This window comes from Flagellimonas sp. 2504JD1-5 (assembly GCF_053618295.1).
In genome coordinates this window covers 1,238,689-1,261,455 of record NZ_JBSIOU010000002.1, presented here as the reverse complement: position 1 = coordinate 1,261,455, position 22,767 = coordinate 1,238,689, and the positions used below count along the sequence as shown (strand labels likewise).

25 protein-coding genes are annotated in these 22,767 nt (G+C 39.0%); 8 read left to right on the top strand and 17 right to left on the bottom strand.

Features of this window, described 5'->3' with window-relative positions; genetic code table 11:
• Nucleotides 1–120 precede the first annotated feature (120 nt).
• Nucleotides 121–1,005 carry a PPK2 family polyphosphate kinase gene (locus ACULLG_RS15200; RefSeq protein WP_452127653.1) on the top strand — a complete coding sequence of 295 codons (885 nt, stop codon included), beginning with the start codon at nt 121–123 and terminating at the stop codon, nt 1,003–1,005.
• Nucleotides 1,002–2,399 (top strand): M20/M25/M40 family metallo-hydrolase, encoded by a 1,398-nt coding sequence (locus ACULLG_RS15195; RefSeq protein WP_452127652.1) that lies wholly within the window; start codon nt 1,002–1,004, stop codon nt 2,397–2,399. The genes ACULLG_RS15200 and ACULLG_RS15195 overlap by 4 nt, the downstream gene beginning before the upstream one ends.
• A gap of 30 nt (nt 2,400–2,429) precedes the next feature.
• Here ACULLG_RS15195 and ACULLG_RS15190 read toward each other — a convergent pair whose 3' ends face one another.
• The 8 genes from ACULLG_RS15190 to ACULLG_RS15155 all read right to left on the bottom strand — a co-directional run bounded on the left by ACULLG_RS15190 (nt 2,430) and on the right by ACULLG_RS15155 (nt 9,136).
• Nucleotides 2,430–3,047, bottom strand: coding sequence for an SGNH/GDSL hydrolase family protein (locus ACULLG_RS15190; protein WP_452127651.1), 618 nt, complete (start codon nt 3,045–3,047; stop codon nt 2,430–2,432).
• A gap of 78 nt (nt 3,048–3,125) precedes the next feature.
• Nucleotides 3,126–3,596 carry a GNAT family N-acetyltransferase gene (locus ACULLG_RS15185; RefSeq protein ID WP_452127650.1) on the bottom strand — a complete coding sequence of 157 codons (471 nt, stop codon included), beginning with the start codon at nt 3,594–3,596 and terminating at the stop codon, nt 3,126–3,128.
• A gap of 31 nt (nt 3,597–3,627) precedes the next feature.
• On the bottom strand, nt 3,628–4,005 hold the full coding sequence (locus ACULLG_RS15180; protein WP_452127649.1) for a nuclear transport factor 2 family protein: 378 nt from the start codon (nt 4,003–4,005) through the stop codon (nt 3,628–3,630).
• Between the two features lie 12 nt (nt 4,006–4,017).
• A complete protein-coding gene (locus ACULLG_RS15175) occupies nt 4,018–5,139 on the bottom strand; it encodes a sialidase family protein (protein ID WP_452127648.1) in 1,122 nt (373 codons plus the stop codon).
• A 792-nt stretch (nt 5,140–5,931) separates the two neighbouring features.
• Nucleotides 5,932–6,522, bottom strand: coding sequence for a hypothetical protein (locus tag ACULLG_RS15170; protein WP_452127647.1), 591 nt, complete (start codon nt 6,520–6,522; stop codon nt 5,932–5,934).
• A gap of 215 nt (nt 6,523–6,737) precedes the next feature.
• Nucleotides 6,738–7,565 (bottom strand): alpha/beta fold hydrolase, encoded by an 828-nt coding sequence (locus tag ACULLG_RS15165; RefSeq protein ID WP_452127646.1) that lies wholly within the window; start codon nt 7,563–7,565, stop codon nt 6,738–6,740.
• A 231-nt stretch (nt 7,566–7,796) separates the two neighbouring features.
• The gene (locus ACULLG_RS15160; RefSeq protein ID WP_452127645.1) at nt 7,797–8,225 is read right to left on the bottom strand and encodes a VOC family protein; all 429 of its coding nucleotides are present in this window, start codon (nt 8,223–8,225) and stop codon (nt 7,797–7,799) included.
• A gap of 179 nt (nt 8,226–8,404) precedes the next feature.
• Nucleotides 8,405–9,136: a DUF6090 family protein gene (locus ACULLG_RS15155; protein ID WP_452127644.1), complete on the bottom strand. Its 732-nt coding sequence runs from the start codon at nt 9,134–9,136 to the stop codon at nt 8,405–8,407.
• Between the two features lie 202 nt (nt 9,137–9,338).
• On the opposite strand from ACULLG_RS15155, the gene ACULLG_RS15150 reads away from it, so the two are divergent.
• Entirely contained in the window at nt 9,339–10,271 is a 933-nt protein-coding gene (locus ACULLG_RS15150) for a peptidylprolyl isomerase (protein WP_452127643.1), read from the top strand.
• Between the two features lie 583 nt (nt 10,272–10,854).
• On the opposite strand, the gene ACULLG_RS15145 is transcribed toward ACULLG_RS15150, so the two are convergent.
• Both ACULLG_RS15145 and ACULLG_RS15140 read right to left on the bottom strand, forming a co-directional pair.
• Nucleotides 10,855–11,049, bottom strand: a complete 195-nt coding sequence (locus ACULLG_RS15145; RefSeq protein WP_299174505.1) for a cold-shock protein — start codon at nt 11,047–11,049, stop codon at nt 10,855–10,857.
• 95 nt (nt 11,050–11,144) lie between these two features.
• Nucleotides 11,145–11,783 carry a peroxiredoxin gene (locus tag ACULLG_RS15140; protein ID WP_452127982.1) on the bottom strand — a complete coding sequence of 213 codons (639 nt, stop codon included), beginning with the start codon at nt 11,781–11,783 and terminating at the stop codon, nt 11,145–11,147.
• 161 nt (nt 11,784–11,944) lie between these two features.
• On the opposite strand from ACULLG_RS15140, the gene ACULLG_RS15135 reads away from it, so the two are divergent.
• Nucleotides 11,945–12,487: a YfiT family bacillithiol transferase gene (locus tag ACULLG_RS15135; RefSeq protein WP_452127642.1), complete on the top strand. Its 543-nt coding sequence runs from the start codon at nt 11,945–11,947 to the stop codon at nt 12,485–12,487.
• 1 nt (nt 12,488) lies between these two features.
• Here the strand turns inward: ACULLG_RS15135 and ACULLG_RS15130 are convergent, their stop codons facing one another.
• From ACULLG_RS15130 to ACULLG_RS15100, 7 genes are all read right to left on the bottom strand, one after another.
• Nucleotides 12,489–13,016, bottom strand: a complete 528-nt coding sequence (locus ACULLG_RS15130) for a GNAT family N-acetyltransferase (protein ID WP_452127641.1) — start codon at nt 13,014–13,016, stop codon at nt 12,489–12,491.
• Nucleotide 13,017: 1 nt separating this feature from the next.
• On the bottom strand, nt 13,018–13,338 hold the full coding sequence (locus tag ACULLG_RS15125) for a cupin domain-containing protein (RefSeq protein ID WP_452127640.1): 321 nt from the start codon (nt 13,336–13,338) through the stop codon (nt 13,018–13,020).
• Nucleotides 13,339–13,372: 34 nt separating this feature from the next.
• Nucleotides 13,373–13,903: a DinB family protein gene (locus ACULLG_RS15120; RefSeq protein ID WP_452127639.1), complete on the bottom strand. Its 531-nt coding sequence runs from the start codon at nt 13,901–13,903 to the stop codon at nt 13,373–13,375.
• 16 nt (nt 13,904–13,919) lie between these two features.
• A complete protein-coding gene (locus ACULLG_RS15115) occupies nt 13,920–14,480 on the bottom strand; it encodes a thioredoxin family protein (RefSeq protein ID WP_452127638.1) in 561 nt (186 codons plus the stop codon).
• Between the two features lie 58 nt (nt 14,481–14,538).
• On the bottom strand, nt 14,539–17,058 hold the full coding sequence (locus ACULLG_RS15110; protein WP_452127637.1) for a M14 family metallopeptidase: 2,520 nt from the start codon (nt 17,056–17,058) through the stop codon (nt 14,539–14,541).
• A 90-nt stretch (nt 17,059–17,148) separates the two neighbouring features.
• A complete protein-coding gene (locus ACULLG_RS15105; protein ID WP_452127636.1) occupies nt 17,149–17,523 on the bottom strand; it encodes a PUR family DNA/RNA-binding protein in 375 nt (124 codons plus the stop codon).
• A gap of 82 nt (nt 17,524–17,605) precedes the next feature.
• Nucleotides 17,606–19,357 (bottom strand): ABC transporter ATP-binding protein, encoded by a 1,752-nt coding sequence (locus ACULLG_RS15100; RefSeq protein WP_452127635.1) that lies wholly within the window; start codon nt 19,355–19,357, stop codon nt 17,606–17,608.
• Between the two features lie 178 nt (nt 19,358–19,535).
• Here ACULLG_RS15100 and nusB point away from each other — a divergent pair, with 178 nt between their 5' ends.
• From nusB to ACULLG_RS15080, 4 genes are all read left to right on the top strand, one after another.
• A complete protein-coding gene (gene nusB, locus ACULLG_RS15095; RefSeq protein ID WP_452127634.1) occupies nt 19,536–20,483 on the top strand; it encodes a transcription antitermination factor NusB in 948 nt (315 codons plus the stop codon).
• Nucleotides 20,484–20,520: 37 nt separating this feature from the next.
• On the top strand, nt 20,521–21,003 hold the full coding sequence (locus tag ACULLG_RS15090) for a DUF1573 domain-containing protein (RefSeq protein WP_452127633.1): 483 nt from the start codon (nt 20,521–20,523) through the stop codon (nt 21,001–21,003).
• A gap of 14 nt (nt 21,004–21,017) precedes the next feature.
• Nucleotides 21,018–21,305 carry a preprotein translocase subunit YajC gene (gene yajC, locus ACULLG_RS15085; protein WP_452127632.1) on the top strand — a complete coding sequence of 96 codons (288 nt, stop codon included), beginning with the start codon at nt 21,018–21,020 and terminating at the stop codon, nt 21,303–21,305.
• Between the two features lie 102 nt (nt 21,306–21,407).
• Entirely contained in the window at nt 21,408–22,757 is a 1,350-nt protein-coding gene (locus ACULLG_RS15080; RefSeq protein ID WP_452127631.1) for a Gfo/Idh/MocA family protein, read from the top strand.
• Nucleotides 22,758–22,767 lie beyond the last annotated feature (10 nt).

Genomic DNA, 22,767 nt, shown 5'->3' with positions numbered 1-22,767 from the left:
CGAGGGACGAAAAAAATCGATAAAAAACGGTCTAAAACTATGAAACGTAAAAACGATCGTTGAACGGTTGTTTTTAGGCGATGGTTGAAGGAATGATCAAAAAAAACTATATTCAGACCTATGGAAAAAGTAGATATAAACACATATCGGGTAGAAAATACTATAAAACTGGCGGAAAAAGCCACTTTAGCTGATTTTGGAGCTTCAGATAAAGAATTAAAAAAGGAACTGGAAAATATCCGGGAGAAATTAGGGAAATTTCAAGACATATTATATGCCCATGGTAAATATGGGGTCTTGGTATGCCTTCAGGGCATGGATACCTCTGGAAAAGACAGCTTGATCAGGGAAGTATTCAAAGATTTCAACGTTAGGGGAGTGGAAGTCCATAGTTTCAAGGTTCCCACCGAACTGGAACTTAAGCACGATTACCTCTGGAGGCATTACATTGCTTTACCGGCAAGAGGTAAATTCAGTGTTTTTAATCGTACCCATTATGAAAATGTGTTGGTGACCAAAGTACATCCTGAGTATATTTTGGGCGAGAATATCCCCGGAATTGGGTCCGTGGAGGATATCAATGCAACTTTCTGGGAACACCGGTACCGTCAGATCAATGATTTTGAACGACATATTGCCGAGAACGGGACTTTGATATTCAAATTTTTTCTGCATTTGTCCAAAGAAGAACAGCGTCAACGACTGCTGCGGAGATTGCGATTAAAGGAAAAAAACTGGAAGTTTTCCCCCGGCGACCTTAAAGAGCGAAAATTATGGGACAAGTATCAGGCTTGTTATGAAGAGGCAATCAACAAAACCTCAAAAGAACACGCCCCGTGGTTTGTGATTCCGGCAGATAACAAAAGGGCCGCTAGGGTCATTGTGGCATCCATACTGTTGAAAGCGTTAAAAAAACATAAAGATATAGAGGAACCGGAGTTGAGTGATAAAATAAAAAGTAACTTAGAAAACTTTAAACAAGAATTGGAAAAAGAAATTGAATGAGAACAATCTTACTTTTAGCCTTTTTACTGATATCTACCCCATTTCTAGCACAATCGGAAGATGAAAAACAAATAAGGGCTATTTACGATCAAGCCCTTACAAATGGAAAAGCCTATGATTGGCTGAACCACCTTTCCAATCAAATTGGGGGACGACTTTCTGGTTCCGTGCAGGCCCAACAGGCCATTGACTATACGAAAAGGCAGTTGGATTCCCTTGGTTTGGACAGAGTTTGGTTGCAACCGGTGATGGTCCCAAAATGGGTGAGAGGCACTCCAGAATTTGCTTATTTTGAAACTAAACCCGGGCTCACTACCAATGTTCCCATTTGCGCCCTTGGTGGTTCGGTGGCAACACCCGATGGAGGATTAAAAGCCAATATCGTTGAAGTTGGGGGTATTGAAGATTTGGAAAAGTTGGGAAGGGAAAAAATTGAAGGAAAGATTGTTTTTTACAATCGGCCCATGGATCCTAAACTGATCAGCACCTTTGCATCGTACTCAGGATGCGTGGATCAACGGTATTCAGGTGCTGCCGAAGCTGGGAAATATGGTGCTGCAGGTATTATTGTGCGGTCCATGACGCTTCGATTGGATAATTATCCGCATACCGGTTCCATGAGTTATGGAGACACTCCGGTTTCCAGTAGAATTCCGGCTGCGGCAATCAGCACCAAAGGAGCTGAATTATTGAGTACCACTCTAAAGCTCGATCCAGATATCAAATTCTACTTCAAACAAAACTGCAAGCAATTTGACGATGTAGAATCTTATAATGTTATAGGCGAAATTAAGGGCACCACCCATCCAAATGAGGTAATGGTAGTCGGAGGGCACTTGGATTCTTGGGATTTGGGAGATGGCTCTCATGACGATGGTGCTGGCTGCGTACAGAGTATGGACGTATTAAGGTTGTTAAAAGAAACGGGATATAAACCAAAGCGTACCCTTCGGGTAGTATTGTTCATGAATGAGGAAAACGGTCTTAGAGGAGGTAATAAATATGCCGAAGTTGCCCGAAATAAGAATGAGAAACATGTCTTTGCCTTGGAAAGTGATTCCGGCGGATTTACGCCAAGAGGCTTTTCTTTTGACTGTTCCGAAGAAAATTTGGAACAAGTACAGAGTTGGAAGGGTCTATTTGAACCCTATTTGGTACATATGTTTGTTAAAGGATATAGTGGAGCGGACATAGGCCCATTGAAGAATGAAGATTTGGTTTTGGCTGGTTTACGACCTGATTCACAACGGTATTTTGACCATCATCATGCGGAAAATGATACTTTTGAGCATGTAAACAAGCGCGAATTGGAACTGGGGGCTGCAACCATGGCCAGTTTGGTCTATTTAATGGACAAATATGGTACCATTCCCAATAAGAAAATAAAAGGATAAACTTTTAGATTAGGGAACGTCCATTGCTGCTCAATTCAATAGATGTTCCACAATGACATCTGCAGCAACCTCACTCCCTTTTACCGAAGGATGGAACCCATCCGGGCCGTAATAATCCAAATTATTGGTGGTGTCAATGTATTCTTTCCAAACTTCACCCACGGGCAGTAAAATAGCATTGTTCATGGCGGCCGCATCGGTGTGGTTTTTAATTACCCCATCAAAGGTACCGTAGTTGGCTATTGAAGGCCAAACCATAAAATAGCAGAGTTTGGCATTGTTTGCTTTACAAAGGTCGCTATACAATTTTCCAGATTCAATAAGCATTTGTCTTCCCTCACTTTGTGAGGATGGCCCTTGTTGGATAATTACAAAATCGTATGCCTTGCTTGAAATGAGTTGTTGCACCTCCCCGTCAGCCCAATGATCAACTATGGCATAGTTGGGATAGGCAACCATTTTAACCACAACCTCCTTGCCTTGGGCTTCTATTCTGTTCTTCACGAGTATAGGGAGATCATTAAAGTAAGTTAGGCTATTACCTATAAACAAAATACCAATGTTTTCATCGGTTGCTGTGTTTTCTTGGTCGTTTGAGCATGAAAAGATACTCAGGACGATGAGTAGCAGTGCTGTCAGTTTATTCATATACTAAAAGATGTGGTTGATCTTCCAATATAACCAACTTCCAACAATTTTGCACCACAAATCCATTTACGCAAAAACCTATGTCAATTGAATTTCCAAATATTTGGTCCCATCTATTGGATTAAATCTGTATGGTGGAATTTCATAAAATCCGAATTTCTTATACAGCCCAAGAGCAGGGAGCATTGAAGGCAACGTATCCAATCTCATTTTGGAATACCCCAGTTCTTTGCCCAGACTTATGGCTTTTTTCATGAATATTTTACCTAACCCTTTACCTCTTGCCTCTTTTTTTAAATACATTCTTTTAAGTTCACAGATGGTGTCGTTAAGCCTTCGTATACCAAAACAACCCATTGGAAATTCTTGTTCGGAATAGGCAATAAAGAGAATCCCATCTGGTCTCGAATATTGTTTTTTCAAATTTTTTAACTCATCGTTAAAATTTTGAAATTCCAGGTCCAACCCGATATGAAGGGCGTATTCTTGGAACAATTCTGCTCCAATATCAAAATGTTCTGTTGAAAGGGCTTCTCTTAAGGTAGTCATTTCATCAATCCTTTAACCAATCAAGGGATTTTTAATACATCGTATTTGGATTTGCAGATTCTTTTGGAACCTGTTGAATGGCATCCCAGTGTTCACAGATTTTACCTTTTTCATCAAACCGAAAGAAATCCATAGTGACATATTGGTCATTTTCTGGCCAAACTTGATGGGTGTGCAAAGCAACCAAATCTCCTTCGGCAATACAGCGCACAAATTCAATGGATTTATCGGGATACTCTTGTTGCATTCGTTCAAAATAATCTATAAATCCATTTGTGCCATCGGCCACATCGGGATTATGCTGAATATATTCCTTCCCAACAAAAAGCTCCACCGCCTGTTTTGCTAGGCCTTCATAAGCCATTTTATAAAAAGCTATGGCATTTTCCTTGTTTCTTTGTAAGCTCATGTCAGTGTTTTTTTATTTTGCGCTAGGTTCAGTTGATGATGCTTCGGAGGTCAACCAATCCAAAGAAAAATGGGTAAAAACATTTCTTTGATAGTTGTCGGTTTCATAGAGCAATCCAATTTTTCCATCTCGTAAAACACATAAGGTGGAGTATGCAGACATTCCAGAGGTAATAGATTTGCCATGTTCCCAGTTTTTGCCCTCATCATAGCTGATTTTTACGGTTAGATTTTCACGTTTGTTGGTTGAACTGGGATTACTGAACAACAAGCGATTTTTGTCACTGTCTTTTACCGAACTATACCTGATGATACTAGCATTACATGCGGGGTCAACCAAAGTGGAATCTGCCCGTGTTTCCCAGCTAAGTCCATCATTGCTGGTGGTATGCACATATCTTAATCCGCCTTTGTTCACACGGCTGTTTACCATCCACCTTCCGTCCGTAAGCTCCACTATTTTTGATTCATCACCTGGAACTATCGCAGTGTTGATAAGATGCCAATTTTTGCCATGGTCGTCACTTCCAAAAATAAAAAGGCCCTTATCCAAGTTCACCAAAGTGTGCAACAAAGTTCCCGAACTGGTCTGGATACCTCTTCCAGAGGTAATAAATTGAAAATCATTCAACGAGTTTTCTGGTGCAATTTGGGAAGTGATATCCACTGGTGGAGACCAACTTTTCCCATGATCAGTGCTTTTTATTACCTTAAATAGGTATTGATTGGGTGCGATTTCCAAATTCATATAATTATACAAAAGAAAAACCTCTCCCGTATCCCTGTCCAGAATCATGGAAGGGTCAGAGGCCGACTCCCCAATGGGATAATCCACAACCGTTTCAATGGCCGACCACGTAAGGCCGTTATCTTCACTTCTGCGAATAACTATATTGATATTTTTGTTATCCCTTAGATCATTACAAGATTCCACCCGTTCATCAATAGCTGCGATTAAAGTGCCGTTGACGGTTGTGATGATCGCGGGGATACGATAACAGGCCACATTTTCATTGGTTTGAGAATCAAAGAGTACCACGGAGTGGGGTTCTTTCGTTGGAACTGATTTATTATTGGTCTTACAGCCAAGGCAAAGTGCGAGCAGGGGAATTGTAAGCACGAGTTTTGGTTTCATAGTACGCTGATTACTTTTCATAGCTTTTTCCCAACCCATGCAAAATTTTTTCCCATACTGTGTTGAAATAATCATAGATCTCGTCGCATTGTTGACCCTCCAACCACCCAATATGATAGAGGGTAACCTGTGTTCTGTTCTTTTCTGCGAAATCAAAATTGACCACGACCCAAGTTTTGTCAATCTTTTCTAATTGTAAAATAAATTAATCTTAGAAAAAGGTATATGTTCATAACAAAAAACACGAAGAGCAAAATTAGATAGTTGGTTTTATAATTGTTACCAAGAAAATTCAACGAGCCAAGCAAAGAAAATAATAGCCAGAATATTCCAATTGATAATATTATTATGGTTGATGTTCCACCAATAGCAAATTTGCCTGAGTAACGTTTGTTACGCTTTGTTCCATAGATATAATACAAAGAGGTAATTACGAAGCAAAATCCAAATGATGATCTAAAAGTAATTTCGGTATCGAAGTAACCAATTAGAATTATCGGAAGGAAACTGAATATTGAAATTAGACAAGCAACTTCAATCATCATATAAAATCGTACCAGATTGAGTTTGTCAAGGTCAGTCCATTGGCTTTCACGTGGTCTGAGAATAGAGAATAAAGCTGCGAATCCTGCGATGGTAATCGTAACTTGACTTAATGCATAAAACTCGTCCATTTTTAAAATTTGTTACAACGGTTTCGTATATGAGCCGTTTCCCTAAGAGTATGATTTATATACATTGTTAGCATTTGTTTCATTCTCTTGGTTATATTTTGTTTATGGCCATTTCCATTTATTCTGGTTTTGAATATTCGATTAATTCCTCTTCGTACATAAAATCACCTTGATTCTGAGTAAGCTTTATGAAATTTTTTATTTCAGGTGCATATAACCAAACTTCTGTTTCATTTGCATTATATCCTCTGGAATTGGTGGTTTTACCAGTGTATTTAATTGTGTAGGCCATAAATGTTCCAGCTTCTACCGTTTCTTCTTGGTACGATAGTATTTCGGCATCTTGACTTTGGTTTCCCGTTGTTCCGTCTTGACTTGTCCAATTGTTTTCATATCTCCACTTTTTGCCCACTTCCAGGGGCCAGTCGTACTTAGGTGTTTCGCTTTCTTCCGGTCTCACAATGTCGGTAACGGGAATGGTGTCCTTTCCGATGGTCATCCCTAAAACTCCTTCAGTACTGACTATTTCTCTTGTATCTTTACCATCCGAGCGGACTTCTCCTTCCGAAGTTACACCTTTATATTTCCAGACCCATTTCTCTCCAACTTGATAATCTGCTAAAGTTGGTTGTTTAGCAATATCAGACTTTTTTGGTGTGCAAGCTCCTAGTACTAAAAGTATTAACAATATTTCTATTTTAAATTTCATTTAAAGAATATTTTGAATGTTCCTATTTCTGTTTGACGTTTTTTTAAAGCTTTGGAAAGACCTTTTTAATATACGCCAACTGTTCGCGTAATGATAGTTGCGTGAACTAGTAACTAACTTAACAAAAATGGAACGAACCAGTTGAAAATCCAAAGGATTTTCCAAATAACACTAACCCAAGCAATTAATTATGCAAGGTGTTGGCAACTGTGCTTTTAATTTTTTTTATTCCACTTTCCAGTTAGAAATTCGAGTGACGCCCTTTTAAATTCTGCTTGAAAATCATCATTTAGGTGTGGTGTATGTCCTCCGTTTGGAACAACCCAAAGCCAACTGTTAGGGATACCTTGATGCATTTCCATGCCAAGTCGCAAAGGAACATGAGGGTCATTATCGCCCAATACCACTAACCAATTAGCCTTGATCGTATTCAATTGATCTGGAGTAAAGGAAGGATCACTATCAGAAAGCTCTCTAAATTCCCTGAAAGCCTTTGCCAAATATTCTTGCTTTGCGGGACCATGGTTTTTAGCAACATTCATAAAAACTTCTATTCCTGTCCTTGCAATATTCTCTCGGGACTCTGTGCTAAAGTAAATATGCCCTCCAATAGTTATAACAGATTTGAATCTATCCGGTTGCATAACATTTAGATGATGTAGTGTGAGTCCTCCAGCACTTGCCCCTATGGCACTAACTTTTTCCATCTTTAAGGAGTCAAGTAATGCAATAATCATCTTTGCATATTCTTCATGTTTAAAATTCAAATCGTTTTTATTATAAATGTCCGACCTTCCATGTCCCATCATATCAACGGCGATTGTCCTGAATTGCTTTGAATAAGCTTCCACATAAGGTTTCCAATTGTCAGCAGTGCCAAAAAATTTATGGAGAAGTAAAAGGGGCTCTCCAGTTCCTATATCTTCATAATAGATTTGTGTTCCGTTGTAGTCAAAAAACTTTCCGTTAGGATTAACTTTCATTTGCCCGTATGAGGTGTGACAAGTAATGAAAACTAAAATCAAGATTGCAAATCGTCTCATAATTTCAATGTTTAATTTATTACTGCATTGGCGCCAAAGGTCTCGGCTATGATTTCGTTGTGACGGTGTCTGAGAAGCAATGAGCGGGTTGACACGTAGGCACCGCAGGATTATTTCGGTTAGAAATCAGCCGTTGATTAATACTTTTATTTTGGTGTGGCACAAAACCGCAGTGAATTATGCCATAGTTGGCGGTGGTTATTTTTATTTTGATAGTTTGCTTATAATTAGTTATTCAGTGAGTATAAATTGCCACGATATACCGTATTTGTCTTGACACCATCCAAATTTCTTCCCAAATCCGTAATCTCCCTCACCTTTGTAGCTATCTAAGGGAACCATCACCTGACCACCATTTGAAGAAAGCTTTTCGAAAAGGGTTTGTATAACAGCATCAGAATTGTCACTTATTAAAAGTGAAATTGCAGGTGTAAATGACCAAGCGTGATTATAATTGCTTTCAGAAACCAAATAATCAGTTCCATTTAACTGAAATTCTCCATATTTAATAAGCTCGGGTGTACCTCCCGCTTCTCCTTTAGCGTATTTTTTTATGTTTTTAATTTCGGAATTTGGGAAGACGGAAGTGTAAAAGATTATCGCTTCCTCCGCCTTACCACATTGATCTCCCACAAATGTTAGAAAGGTTGTTGTTTTCATTTTTTGAAATTTGGTTTAAATGAAATGTTCGGTGTCGAATTATTGCCAGCAGTCTTGGCTATGAGTAGTTGTGTGGGTTAACACGAAACTTTACAAGTACGCACCAAACTGAAAATCCGCGAGGATTTTCAGAAGTAGGCGAGAACCAGCAATTACTTATAACCATTGTGGTGCCTTCGTTATTTATTCAATTGTATTGATTCAACTTCTAATAATTCAATTAGAGAAATTATATCTTCTTTTAACAGAACAGCTTGTCTTGTATAAAAATTAATATTATTAAACTGAATGCTCAAATCTGCCAAAATTAAACTATCATTAACTTTAACATTATTGGAATTGTATTTTCCGTATTTAAGTGTGTATGCGTATTTCCTTCTATACTCACCATATCCTCTATCAATTTCTTTCCCAATATCTTCTAAGCTTTTCATTTGTACATCGTATACATTCTGAATCAAATTGAATAGTTTACGGTTAGATATTAGGCTTGATTTACCTTCTGATATTAGTGATTTATAAGTTCCTATTTTTGATCTAAAATCTCTTTGATTGCGAAAAAAGTACGAAATATGATCTACTTTATCTGGCTCAGGTAATACTCCTATTATTTTGCTGAAACTATAGTTCAATGAACTGTCCAGGGCAATAAACCTAGAAATTCGAAGCTTACGAGCACTAATCACTTTGTTAAGTAATAATGTATCTTGAATTAGATTATTTCTAACCTCATTCAAATATGCTTTTTCAACGTTCCGTAGTTTTTTAGATTCATTCCAATTGTTAATCTGAAGTGCAATCAAAATTCCAATAACGACAAGAATGATTTCACCAATCGCATAAATCAGATACTTGCTGAGTTTATTTTCAGAGAGAAGCTTTTGTCTAATTTTCCTAAAGAATTTTAGCATTGGTCAGTGATATGTTATAATTAAGCACAACGGTTGTTTATCGAAAATAACCCTTTTTTTATTGATTGTCGGCTAACAAACAAAGTTGTGATCTACTTTTTGTTTACTATCAATCAGGCTTTTGGACTTTGGCATAAACCCGTACCTTTGCAACCTTGATTTCGAAATATCGATAATCGAATAATCCAAAAATCAAATAAGAATGCAAGAAGGAATCTACGCAAAATTCAATACCACCAAAGGCGAGATCTTGGTAAAACTTACCCACGATAAAACACCTGGAACAGTAGGCAACTTTGTGGCCTTGGCTGAAGGGAATATGGAAAATACTGCAAAACCACAGGGAAATCCGTATTATGATGGGCTCAAGTTTCATAGGGTCATTCCCGATTTTATGATTCAAGGCGGGTGCCCCCAAGGAACTGGAACAGGTGACCCAGGATACAAATTTGATGATGAGTTTCACCCTGAATTAACGCACGAAGCTCCGGGAGTACTTTCCATGGCCAACGCTGGCCCGGGAACCAACGGAAGTCAATTTTTTATCACCCACGTAGCCACGCCATGGTTGGATAATAAGCACACGGTATTTGGACATGTGGAGCAGGGACAGGAGGTTGTTGATGCCGTGGCCCAAGGAGATGCCATTGACAGTTTGGAAATTGTTAGGGTAGGAGCAGCCGCAGAAAGCTGGAACGCAATTGAGGCGTTTAGAACATTTGAAGGTGCTCGTGAAAAAAGAATAGCAGAGGCCAAAGCCAAAGCTGAGGCCGAAATGGAAAAATTAGCGGCCGGTTTTGATAAGACCGATAGCGGATTGCGATATAAAATGATACAAAATGGTAACGGTGTAAAGGCGGAAAAGGGGAAAACCGTTTCCGTACATTATGAAGGGAGCTTGACCAATGGCCAGGTTTTCGATTCTTCGTATAGTCGAAACCAACCTATTGATTTTACTTTGGGCATTGGACAAGTAATTAGTGGATGGGACGAAGGTATTGGGTTATTAAAAGTTGGCGACAAGGCACGCTTTGTAATACCTTCTGATTTGGCATATGGAAGCGCCGGCGCTGGTGGAGTCATTCCTCCAGATGCAACCTTGGTTTTTGACGTTGAATTAATGGAGGTTAAATAACAATATTTACCAGCCTAAGAAAAAGAAAGCCCCATTAAGGGGCTTTTTTATTTTGATCTATTCACACTTACCAGCAGTAAGCAGAGATTAAGAGCGAGCAGTAAAAGTAAAACTGTAAAAAAAGTACTCATTGATATGGAAATTTAGTTAGTGTTATTCGTTTAGTTACTTTGGTTTAATAACAACCGAACGCAGAAAAACCCTACTTATTGTTTCCAACGACTACAAATACAACGAAGTACAATGGATTTGTATGTGAAACTACTTTTTTGAGCTATTGACACTCACCAATAACAATAGTAAATTAATGACAAGCAAAACGGATAGAATTGCAAAAAAGGTACTCATAGTACAAGTTTATTTAGTGGTTACTGGGGGAACCTTAACTACAAATTATGTCCAATTAACTCAAATTGAGTTGCTTAATCGATAGTTGTTGTATTTGAATTGACAGATACAAGTTTTTGGTTCATAGAGAAGATTGTAAAAAGAAGATAGGTTGCGTTAAATCCGAAAAAATATTCCATAAAAAAACCCGGATGATTAAATCCGGGTTCGTTCTATAAAAAAGTGTGTTGTTGACTTAATCTGTAACTTGTACATTTACGGCGTTCAATCCTTTTTTACCTTGCTGTAGTTCGAATTCTACAACGTCACCTTCTCTAATTTCATCGATTAAACCTGAAACATGTACGAAGTGATCTGTGTTTGAACCTTCTTCAGTGATAAAGCCGTAGCCTTTAGAATCGTTGAAGAATTTTACTGTTCCTTTACTCATTATAAAAAAATTAAAAAATTAAATTGGTTGCAAAGATACAGCTAATTTGTTGGGAATTAGTGAATTTGTCATTTTTCTCTTAAAATCGGCTCCAATTAGGCAGTGGGATCAGGGGTTAAGCGCAAGTAAGGCTTTATTTCTTCCACTCCTCCCGCGAAAATACCTTTAGCTTCTTCGGTAGGAATTGCTGGGCTTACCACTACTTGGTCCCCATGTTCCCAATTGGCTGGGGTGGCAACCTTGTGATGCGCTGTGAGCTGTAAGGAATCCACCACGCGAAGCAATTCATAAAAATTACGTCCGGTGGAAGCCGGGTAGGTCAATGTTAATTTTACCTTCCTGTCAGGTCCGATAATAAAAACAGAACGTACGGTCAGTGTATCATCCGCATTTGGATGAATCATATCGTAAAGGTCAGAAACTTTTCGGTCTTCATCAGCAATAATCGGAAAGTTCACCACGGTGTTTTGTGTCTCGTTGATGTCTTTGATCCATTCGTTGTGGGATTCTGCACCATCAACACTCAATGCTATCATTTTTACGTTACGTTTCTCAAATTCTGCCTTGAATTTGGCAGCAGTTCCCAATTCGGTTGTGCAAACTGGAGTAAAGTCGGCTGGATGCGAGAATAAGATTCCCCATCCATCTCCCAGGTAATCATAAAAATTGAGGGTTCCCTGTGAAGTTTCAGCGGTAAAGTCGGGAGCGGTATCTCCCAATCGAATTGCCATAATATTGATTTTTAGGTTGACAAAATTAAAATTGATATAAAGTTAATCGATTGAAACAATCAATGATTTTTAAGACGTTAAAAGTCTATTAAACTTTCAATTTTTGCAATGACTTTGCTCATGTAAGTAGCCTTTGCAAAAGTAAAGTTCACTACTTTTATGCTATGGAAAAAGACACTTTGCAACGACTTCGATATCCTATTGGAACATACCAAATCCCAGAGACCATTTCCCAAGAACACTTGGATGAATGGATTGGGATATTGGAAAATTTACCACAACGACTTGAAGCAATGGTAGCTCCTCTGTCGGATGAGCAGTTGGAAACCCCTTATCGTCCTGATGGTTGGACGGTAAGGCAATTAGTGCACCACATATCAGACAGTCACCACCATAGTTATATTCGGTTTAAATGGGGATTGACGGAAGACAACCCCATTATTAAACCTTATTTGGAAAAAGAATGGTCCAAATTACTCGATGCGCGATCTGCTCCCATACAAATGTCGCTGGATCACCTAAAAGCGGTCCATGCCAAATTGGTTTATTTACTCAAAGGACTATCTAAGCAAGACCTAGAACGAAAATTTACCCATCCCGAAGGAAACGAAGAAACTACTTTGGCCGAAAATATTGGCCGATATGCCTGGCACGGTAGTCATCATTTTGCGCACATTGAGAATCTAATAAAAAGGGAAGGATGGTGATTTAAAGGGTCTTTGTAAGTACCCACATTGCCTTTTCAGAAGGTTTTGCACCTGGTAGGCTCAACTCGCTTTCTTTTTTTATGGTGAACCCATTTTTTAGATAAAAGTTAATTGGCCCTCCTTTTTGCATGGTATCCAACCATAATATCTGTTTACCCAAGCTTTTTGCATAACGCTCAATTTTTGATAGAACTTTTTTACCATATCCCATACCGGAAAATTCCTTTAATAGATAAATTTTCTCAGCAAGTAATGCATTTTTAGCAGAATGCATGTCAAGCTGGGCATCTTTGACCAACTTTACTATGCCTATGATATTGCTTTCGGTCTTTACCAGAAAATGGATGTTGTTTGGGTCTGATAACTCTCTTTCGACCACAGTAATGGTAAAACTCCCATTGATATACGCATCTGTATTTTCATTTTCCCATAAATGCGGATAATGCTGATCGTAAGATTTTCTACCTATTGAGATATAGGTTGTAGCGCTAGAAGAATCTACTGGTTCCAATTGGATTTCCCTTGCCATTTTATTCCTTTTCACCTCCTTCAGGACCATAAAAAATTACCCATGTGGAAAAATCGTCTGTAAAATTCTCAAATCGATGTTCCACCCCAGCAGGTACAAAAAGGAAATCCCCAGGCTCGAATTGTGTCCGAACCCCTCCATTTAAAAAGTCACCGGTACCAGAGACAACCACATAAACTTCATCTCGAGTGTGCGGTTGTTGTAGATCTACCTTTTCTGGTTTGTAGATTTCCACCGCCAATGTTCCGTGCTCAAACAGGGTTAAAAAAGGCGAATCTTGGGATGCCAATTTCTTTAAGGCGTCATGGGAATTTATCTTCATGCTATTATCAAAATAAGTGTGTCAACGTTGAATTTTAGCTTCTGTCTTGGAGCACCGCAAGGTATTTTGGCCAAGGACCTGCTTCAGTTTTGTAATTTTTTGCCATTACCCTTGTTATTTGGTTGATGTGTCCCAAATCATGCACCACCCAGGCTGCCAAAAGTTGTTTAAGTGTTACCGAACCAAACTCGGGATGTACTCCTGTTTTCATTAACGCCGGCTCATCAATTTGCAAAGCTTTTAATTTTTCAATGTTTTCTGCTCTCAATGTTTTAAATTCAAGGAGCAATTCATTTAAAGTCTTGCCATTGCTATTTGTGAACTGCGCAAATCTGTCAAAGGGCTCAAAGTCCTTGTTCATCTCATCATTAAGAATGATCTCGGCTCGAGGAATCCAATCAGTTTTCTCCCCATGGATTAAATGCCCCACAACATCATAAGGGCTCCAAGTATCCCCACCTTCGTTGGTTTTGACCCATGCCTCAGGTAGTTCCTTCAGTAAATTGGAAATTATGGAAGGGGTTTTATCAAGTATTTGAATGCTTTCTATTAGATTAAATTCCATTTGTTTGAGAGTTGGACTAATTCGGAATCCATTTTATGTTACAACCGATGCTCGGTTTTTGGTTTTTGTCAATCACATCGCCCTTCAAAAGTGAATCCATTGCATTTCGTAAATCAGTACCGGTCAAAGGAATACCATTTCCAGGTCTTGAATCATCCAATTGACCTCTATAAACAAGCTTCAAATTAGAATCAAATAGATAGAAATCAGGAGTACAGGCCGCATCGTATGCTTTAGCTACCTGCTGGGTTTCATCAAAGAGATAGGGAAAAGAATAATCCTCCTCATTTGCTTTTTGCTTCATTAAATGAGGTGCATCTTGTGGATAGTTAACAATATCATTGCTTGAAATACCAACAAAGCCAATACCTTTGGATTGATATGCTCTTGCCATTTTGGTAATCTCTGGATCTACGTGGATCACAAAAGGACAGTGGTTGCATATAAACATGACCACGGTACCTTTTTTACCTTTTACTTGACTAAGGGAGCGTTGTTCATCCGTAACAGTGTCCACTAAACTGAAATCTGGTGCACTTGTGCCCAATGGAAGCATATTGCTGGGAGTTCTGGCCATTTTTTAATTTTCTAATCTAAAATTAAGCTATTTATAGTGATTTCTGTTTTCGGAAATGTTACATCATCTGACCAAAGAATATAGCATTCATCAGTAGCTTATTGGTGCCGTACCAAAATGCCCGGAAGTTGGTGTTATCGGTAAATAGGATCACCCTTCCTTTACCCATTCGATTTACTTTAAATGGGACACTGTTCTTGATCAGTTCTGCATTTTCTTCGGAAATGTAACCGCTCAATAAGGGATTGTTGGTGTATTGAATGGGATTGTCATAGCTGTTCTTTTCAGGTTTTAGATAGATGTTGGTATTTCTGAAAAACGCCAGTTTGTTGTTCTTGTAACCATAATTAATAGGGTGAGAACGGTCTAGTTTTGCTTCAAAAATAGCACCTCCAGTGACTTGGGCTCCACTAAAACTACTTTTTTGGTCAAAGGAGATGTTTTTGGCCACCAATGTATCCGTCTTTAACTCCAAAGGCATCAATTCAGATGTTTTAAACCAATTGGCCACGGTACGATACCCGATGACGGTACCTCCTTTTTTTACCCAATCCTTTATTTTTTCGGCCCCTTTTTTGTTGAGAATATTGGCGCTCCAACCACTGGGTAAAATCAAGTCGGTGTATTTGTCCAGGTCGATAGAGTTAAAATACTCGGTATCCAATTTGGTGATTTTCATATCGTACCGTGTGTCGAACAAATGCCAAATTTCACCAGCGTCGTAAGAGCGTATACCATCACCCACCAGTATAGCGACTTTTTGTTTTTTGATAGGGTCAAAATCGTTACTTCCCAAATCAATTCCTTGAGTGAGGCCTGTGGACACCCCCGTAATTTGGATGTTACTTTCATTGGCCACTTTGGTTAAAAAACTGAATAATTTATCCGAATCCAGTTTCTGGTTTTGCACTGGGACCATGATCGTTCCATAATCATATCGTTTTCCTTCCAGCGTAAAAGGAGATTTGGCGGTTTTGGCTCGTAAACCTTTTTGCAAAATCTTGTTCAAAGCCTTTGGTGTGTAGTATTCGTGCCATTCAAAAAGGTAGGCATAGTTACTTTTTTTATCCACTGAACCCTTCGGTTGTTTGAATTCCGTAACCTCGACTCCAGCGTTCGACATGGAACTTAAATCAGCGTAATCCACGTTAAAGGCCAGAGGAAAGGTCCAGGCTGATACGTCATAAAAAAGGCTGTCTTTAAAAGTTGTCCGCTTTTCGAACATGGTATTGATCAGGCGTGGGTTTTTCTGATTCAAGGGTACGATATAGCCATATCCTTTTTTAAAGGTTTTCCCAGAAACAGAAATATCCGAAGCCAGCTCATGGAATTTTATTTTGTGCCTATTTAAAATTTCAGCCAGATGCCATGTTTTGGAAGCATCTTTACTATCACCAAAAATGATGGCTTTTGATTTATTCCTGGCACCTTCCGCACGCATATCGGCATAGAACTTTTGCTGATAGCCCAAAATCTTGGTACGCATATTTTGGGCAGCTTCAACGGTAGATAAGGCCGTGGTAAATTGATTTCTAATTGTGAACGGAAAGGTTAAAATGCCATTTTCGCTTTCTTGAATATGTCCGCGGGAACTAGCTTGTTCAAAAAGAATCCCAATACTGCCATTTACATCGGGAAAGGTGGATCCCTTTCCGTAGTAATAATCGTCAAAATTTTCTTCAGAATAATAAAGCGACCCAATTTTATCCAATGCCTTGGCATGATAAGTGGCAATTTCCCGGGTCAACTCCTGATTGATTTGCGGTGTGAGCGGGTTAACCCTTGAGGGCTCTCCGGGTTGAAAGAAAAAAGTGGAATTTGTGCCCATTTCGTGATGGTCCGTAAGAATGTTAGGCAGCCATTTATGGAATGTGGCTATACGGGCCCTACTTTCGGGCAGTTGTACGGGTAGCCAATCCCGGTTCATATCAAACCAATAATGATTGGTTCTACCTCCTGGCCAAACTTCATGGTACTCACGTTCATTGGGATCAGGATTTAGGTTTTGGCTTTTATTGGTGTTGGCCCAGTAAGCGAAACGCTGTAAACCATCCGGATTAAAACTTGGGTCTAAAAGAATGACCATATTTTTTAATAACTCATTTATTTTTGGCCCTTGAGCCGCTGCCAAATAATAGGCATAGGCCAAAGAGGCATTTGAACCACTGGGCTCATTGCCATGAATGGAAAAACCTTGGTAAACCACGATAGGCATATCTGAAGTGTTCGATGAAGCATTACCCTCGGATAAGTCCAAATGTTGCTCACGAATAGATTCAAGGTTTTGTTGGTTTTCTGGAGTGGTGATCGTGAGCAATAGAATGGGTCTGCCCTCATAGGTCTTTCCACGATCTTCTATGGTTATTCTGTCACTTGAAGCGGCAAGCTGTTGCATGTAATACACCAACTTATCGTGGGTAATATGCCATTCTCCCACTTCGTGACCGATTATTTCCGATGGTTTGGGAATATTTGGATTATAGCTTACATCGGTTGGTAGATAGTAGTCGAGTTTTACATTTTGAGCAGAAAGGCTGAAACCTAAAAAGGCAAGCCACAAAAGGCTGAGTTGCTTCATGTGATAGTTTTGAATGAATTAGTCTTTGCTAAAAATAAAAAACGGCCTGCTCAAAGCAGGCCGTTTTATCATTTTTTTAATGATCTTGATCTAAATATCGTCAAAATCAACATCAGTGAAATTCTCTGTAGTGGAGCCATTTTCGCTTGGCTTGGTTTCTTCATCCTTTTTAAAGTCTCTTTGGTGGCGTTCAGAAATTACTTCATGTCCTTTTTCATCAATGATGTAATCCATCATTTCTTCCATAATCTTTCTAAAGGAACTAAAATCTTCTTTGTATAAATAGATTTTGTGTTTTTTATAGTGAAAGGAACCATCGTCATGAGTGAACTTTTTGCTTTCTGTGATGGTCAAATAGTAGTCGCCAGCTTTAGTGCTTCTAACATCAAAAAAGTAGGTTCTTCTTCCGGCTCTTAAGACTTTGGAGTAAATCTCCTCTTGATCCATTATATCCTTATCGCTCATATGGTCTAGTGTATCTGTTTAGTGCAATGTTGTATAATTCTACCAAAAATGTAAAAAAAAAGCTAATCCAGCAACTTTTTTCCTATTCTTTCTCAGAGAGTTGGTTTAGGTAAAGTTCTTTATAGTAACCATCTATATTGTTCAGTTGTTCATGGGTTCCTTCTTGTATGATTTCCCCATTTTCCAGTACAATTATCTTATCTGCATTTTTGGCCGAAGATACACGATGGCTTACGATCAAAGTGGTTTTATTCTCCGAAACTTGTTTCAGGTTGTTCAATATTTCTTCTTCGGTTTCGGTGTCAACGGCAGAAAGACAATCATCAAAAAGATATATTCTTGGATTTTTTAATAATGCCCTGGCAATGGATACCCTTTGTTTTTGTCCACCACTCAAGGTAATTCCCCGTTCTCCCAAAATGGTATCATACTTTTTTGCGAAGCCTTCAATGTTTTCATGCACCACCGCCTTTTTGGCAACTTCGGTAATTTGGTCAAAAGACGCATTTTCATCCCCAAATCGGATATTGTTCTCAATGGTATCTGAAAATAGAAACGCATCTTGTGGTACAGCCCCAATAGAGCTACGAAGGCTGTTCAAATTAAGTTTTTGAACCGGTGTGCCATCTACAAGAACCTCACCCGATGTAACATCGTAAAGTCTTGCCACAAGATCTAAAATGGAGGATTTTCCCGAGCCTGTTTTTCCTAAAAAGGCAACGGTCTCGCCCGATTTTATGTTAAACGAAATATTTTTTAGTGCAGTAATATTGGTGTCGTCATAGGTAAAGGTCACATCTTTGAATTCGATGTTTCCGGTGATTGGCGTTTTTTGGGAAACCTCATTCTTTATAGCGGGTTCTTCCTTAAGGAATTCGTTGATGCGTTTTTGGGAAGCTTCGGCCCGCTGGATAATGGAAGTGAGCCAACCTACGATGGCCACTGGCCATGTAAGCATATTAACGTACAGTATAAATTCAGCAATAATCCCTATTGACGTGATTTCTCCATCTATATATTGCTTTCCTCCAATGTAAATGACAAAAATGTTGCTCACACCGATCAATAGAATCATTAATGGAAAAAACCAGGCATTGACCTTGGCAAGATCCATACTGGTGTCTTTTCCCTCAACCGCCAACTGCCCCAATTCACTATTGATTTTAGGCTCCAACGTATATGCCTTTATTACAGCAACTCCTGAGAATGATTCTTGGGTAAAAGTGGACAGTGTGGACAAAAACTCCTGGACTTTGGTACTTCTTTTATGTATGATTTTACTGATTTGATAAATCAAAACCGATAAAATAGGAAGCGGAATCAAGGTGTAAGCGGCCAAACTTGGGGCTTTGATGAACATGAGCGGAATTATGCAAACAAACATGGTCAAAGTGTTCATTCCGTACATGATGGCCGGACCCACATACATGCGCACCTGATTTATATCTTCGCTAATCCGGTTCATAAGATCCCCAATGCGATTCTTTTTGTAAAAGGCCAAATTGAGTAGTTGATAATGATCAAACACCTCATTTTTTAAATCGAATTCAATATATCGAGACACATTGATGATAGTCTGGCGCATTAAAAAGGTAAATAGGGCCGATAACAATGCCGCGCCCAAAATAATCAGAATGTACTCAAACAACTGTTGCTTGGCTTCCGAACCGGAAATCAGCTGAGCGAATGCATTCTCCGCGGTCTGTATGGACTTGCTCACATAAGAGGGCATGATCAGGGAAAATACACGTGCAATCACGGTGATCAGGATTCCCATGAACAGCTTGACCCAATATTTTTTAAAGTATTTGTTTAAATGTTTTAGTTCCTTCATGGAAAGAAAGGATGGGTTTTAGGGGTGGCTTTTGAATGACAATTCAGCAAATATATGCTATCGCTTACAAAGTAAATGTTATAAAACTGATAAGAAAGCAACTTTGGTAGGTTGGATTGAAATATAAGATTACTTTTGCGCAGTGAAAGCCAATCATAGACTTTAAAAGTTCTTTAAAATGCTTACCAGAAGGCATATCAGAGTAAAAGTGATGCAATGCATTTACGCATTGATCCAATCCAAGGATGATTCTTTGGAGAAGCAACAGAAGTTTCTAAAAGTCAGTATAGAGAATATGTATGTGCTCTATCTGCTGGTTTTGAGCCTATTGTCAGAATTGCATCAACTTGCTGAAAAGCACGCCAAACACGCTTCAAAAAAATATTTGGCCAGTGAAGAAGATGATTTCCCTGACCCAGAGAAATTTGTGAACAATCAATTACTTACCCAGATTTCCACCAACCAGTTGCTTCAAAAACAACTTTCCAAAAGAAAATTGAACAATTGGTACCTCAATGAAGAGTATGTAAAGATCATATACAAAGAGGTGGTTGCCAGTGATATCTACAAGAAGTACATGTACAATGGAAAAAAGGGATATGAAAATGACCAAGAAGTTATCCTTCAGCTTTATAAAGAAATCATAGCACCTAATGATAAGATCTATGAGTATTTTGAAGATGATAAACTTACCTGGGTCGATGACGTTCCAATTGTGAATACCTTTTTGGTAAAAAGGCTTCGAAAAGCCAAAGCATCATCTAATGACAGCTTCTTTTTGCCCTCTTTGCTCAAAGATGAACAAGATATGGAGTACGCAAATGAATTGCTTACAAAAACCTTGTTGAACGATGCGCAATGGGAAAAGGAAATTGAAGGCAAAACACCAAATTGGGACAATGATCGTATTGCAGAAATAGATTCCATCATCTTAAAAATGGCCATTTGTGAATTGCTGAATTTCTCATCCATTCCTGAGCGTGTTACGTTGAACGAATACTTGGAAATAGCCAAAGAATATTCAACCCCAAAAAGCAGCATTTTTATCAATGGCGTTTTGGATAAATTGGCAAAAGAATATAAGTCAACCGGAAGGTTGCAAAAAATTGGAAGGGGACTTCAATAAACAATATTTCTTTATTTTTGGAAAAATTAATTTTATCATGAAGAAAATAACAACAATTTTAAGTTTGATTATGGCAGTGGCGCTGGTAAGCGTATCCTGCAAAGACAAGGCCTCGAACAAAATAGTTGCAGACAACGTTGAAAATGCTACGGATAGGGATGAAGCTCAAAAGCAGCTTCCTATTATGAACTTTGAAAAATCTGAGCACGATTTCGGCACCATAACCCAAGGAACACCGCAGGAAACGGTGTTCAAATTTACCAATGCCGGTAATGCACCATTGATCATTACAGATGCCAAAAGTAGCTGTGGATGTACCGTTCCAGATTACCCAAAAAACACGCCGATTGCGCCAGGTGATTCCGGTGAGCTTTTGGTGAAATTTAATGGCTCTGGACAAAATCAAGTAACCAAAACCATAACGGTTACCGCCAACACCGAAAAGGGTACAGAATTGTTAAGAATCAAAGCATTTGTTAACCCAAAAGATGCAGCTCAGCAGGCTGGTCCTGTTAAATAAGAGTTAAAGTTTAAATGGAAAACCTCGGACAGTTTTTTCCGCTGATATTGATTTTTGTGGTGGCATATTTTTTTATGATCCGCCCACAAATGAAACGTCAGAAGGATGAGAAAAGATTTACTTCGGAGCTCAAAAAAGGTGATAAGGTTATCACCAAAAGTGGTCTTCATGGAAAGATAGTTGAATTGAACGACAAAGATTTTTCTTGCGTCATTGAAACTATGGCAGGTCGTTTAAAATTTGACCGTTCTGCAATCTCCATGGAGATGAGCAAAAAATTGGCAGCTCCAGCAAAAAAGTAAAAAATATTAAATAGTTGAAAAAAAGAGCACCCTAAAAGGGTGCTTTTTTGTTTTGGTCAAGAATGTAAAAAAGTAATACCTTGTTGGATATCAATTTTTATTATGGAAAACCGACGAAACTTCATTAAGAGAAATGCTTTGTTTATGGGTAGTTTGGCTGCCTCCACAGTATTCCCATTAGACCTTTTGGCAACAATTCGAAAACCCGTTGGGGCCAACGATAGAATTAATGTTGGCTTGATCGGTTGCAAAGGAATGGGTTTTGCGAATCTCACTTCCATGCTAAAAATGTCAGAGGTGAATGTTTTGGGTCTTTGTGATGTAGATAAAAATGTACTCAAACAACGCGTAGCGGATTTGGAAAAAGCCGAAATTAAAAAGCCTAAACTATATAAAGACTATCGGAAACTTTTGGAAAATAAAGATTTGGATATCGTAATTATAGGAACCCCTGATCATTGGCATTGCCTTCAATTAATTGATGCTATTGATGCCGGTAAAGATGTGTATTGCGAAAAACCCATTGCAAATTCTATCGTGGAATGTGATATGATGCTGAACAAGGTGAACGCAAATGACCGTATGGTGCAGATCGGGCAGTGGCAACGTAGTCAGCCGCACTTTGTGGATGCCATAAATTATGTCCACTCAGGAGCTTTAGGCAAAATACGTATGGCCAAAGCCTGGGCGTTCCAAGGTTGGATGAAACCAGTACCTGTGCTACCCAATGCACCAGTTCCAAAAGGTGTGGACTATAAAATGTGGTTGGGTCCCGCGCAAGAGCGCCCGTTCAATCAAAATAGATTTCACTTTAATTTCAGATGGTTTTGGGATTATGCGGGTGGATTGATGACGGATTGGGGGGTACATTTGGTGGATTACGCCCTTTATGGAATGAAAGCATCGACTCCAAAATCCGTGATGGCCTTAGGTGGAAAATTTGCATATCCCGATGATGCTTCCGAAACTCCAGATACTTTGCAAACGGTATATGAATTTGACGATTTCTCATTGTTATGGGAACATGCTACGGGCATTGATGGGGGCAATTACGGACGAAATCATGGAATCGCATTTATTGGGAACAACGGAACTTTGGTGCTTGACAGGGGAGGCTGGGAAGTGATTCCAGAAAAAAATCGTCCCAACTGGAGCGAGGATCTTGGGCCCAAAATTGAACCTGTCCCATTACAACCTAACACGGGAAACGGATTGGATTTGCATACCGCCAATTTTATTGAAGCCGTAAAACAGCGCGATAAAACCATATTAAGGGCACCTATAAAAGTAGGTTACGATGCAGCTAAAGTCTGTCATATGGGCAACATTGCCTATAAGACCGGGGAACGATTGTTTTGGGATGAAGCAAAAAACAGCTTTAGTAAATCGGATGCCGATGCCCTTTTAAAAACAACCTATCATAATGGCTGGAAACTACCAAAAATGGGGTAAGCAAAACGAT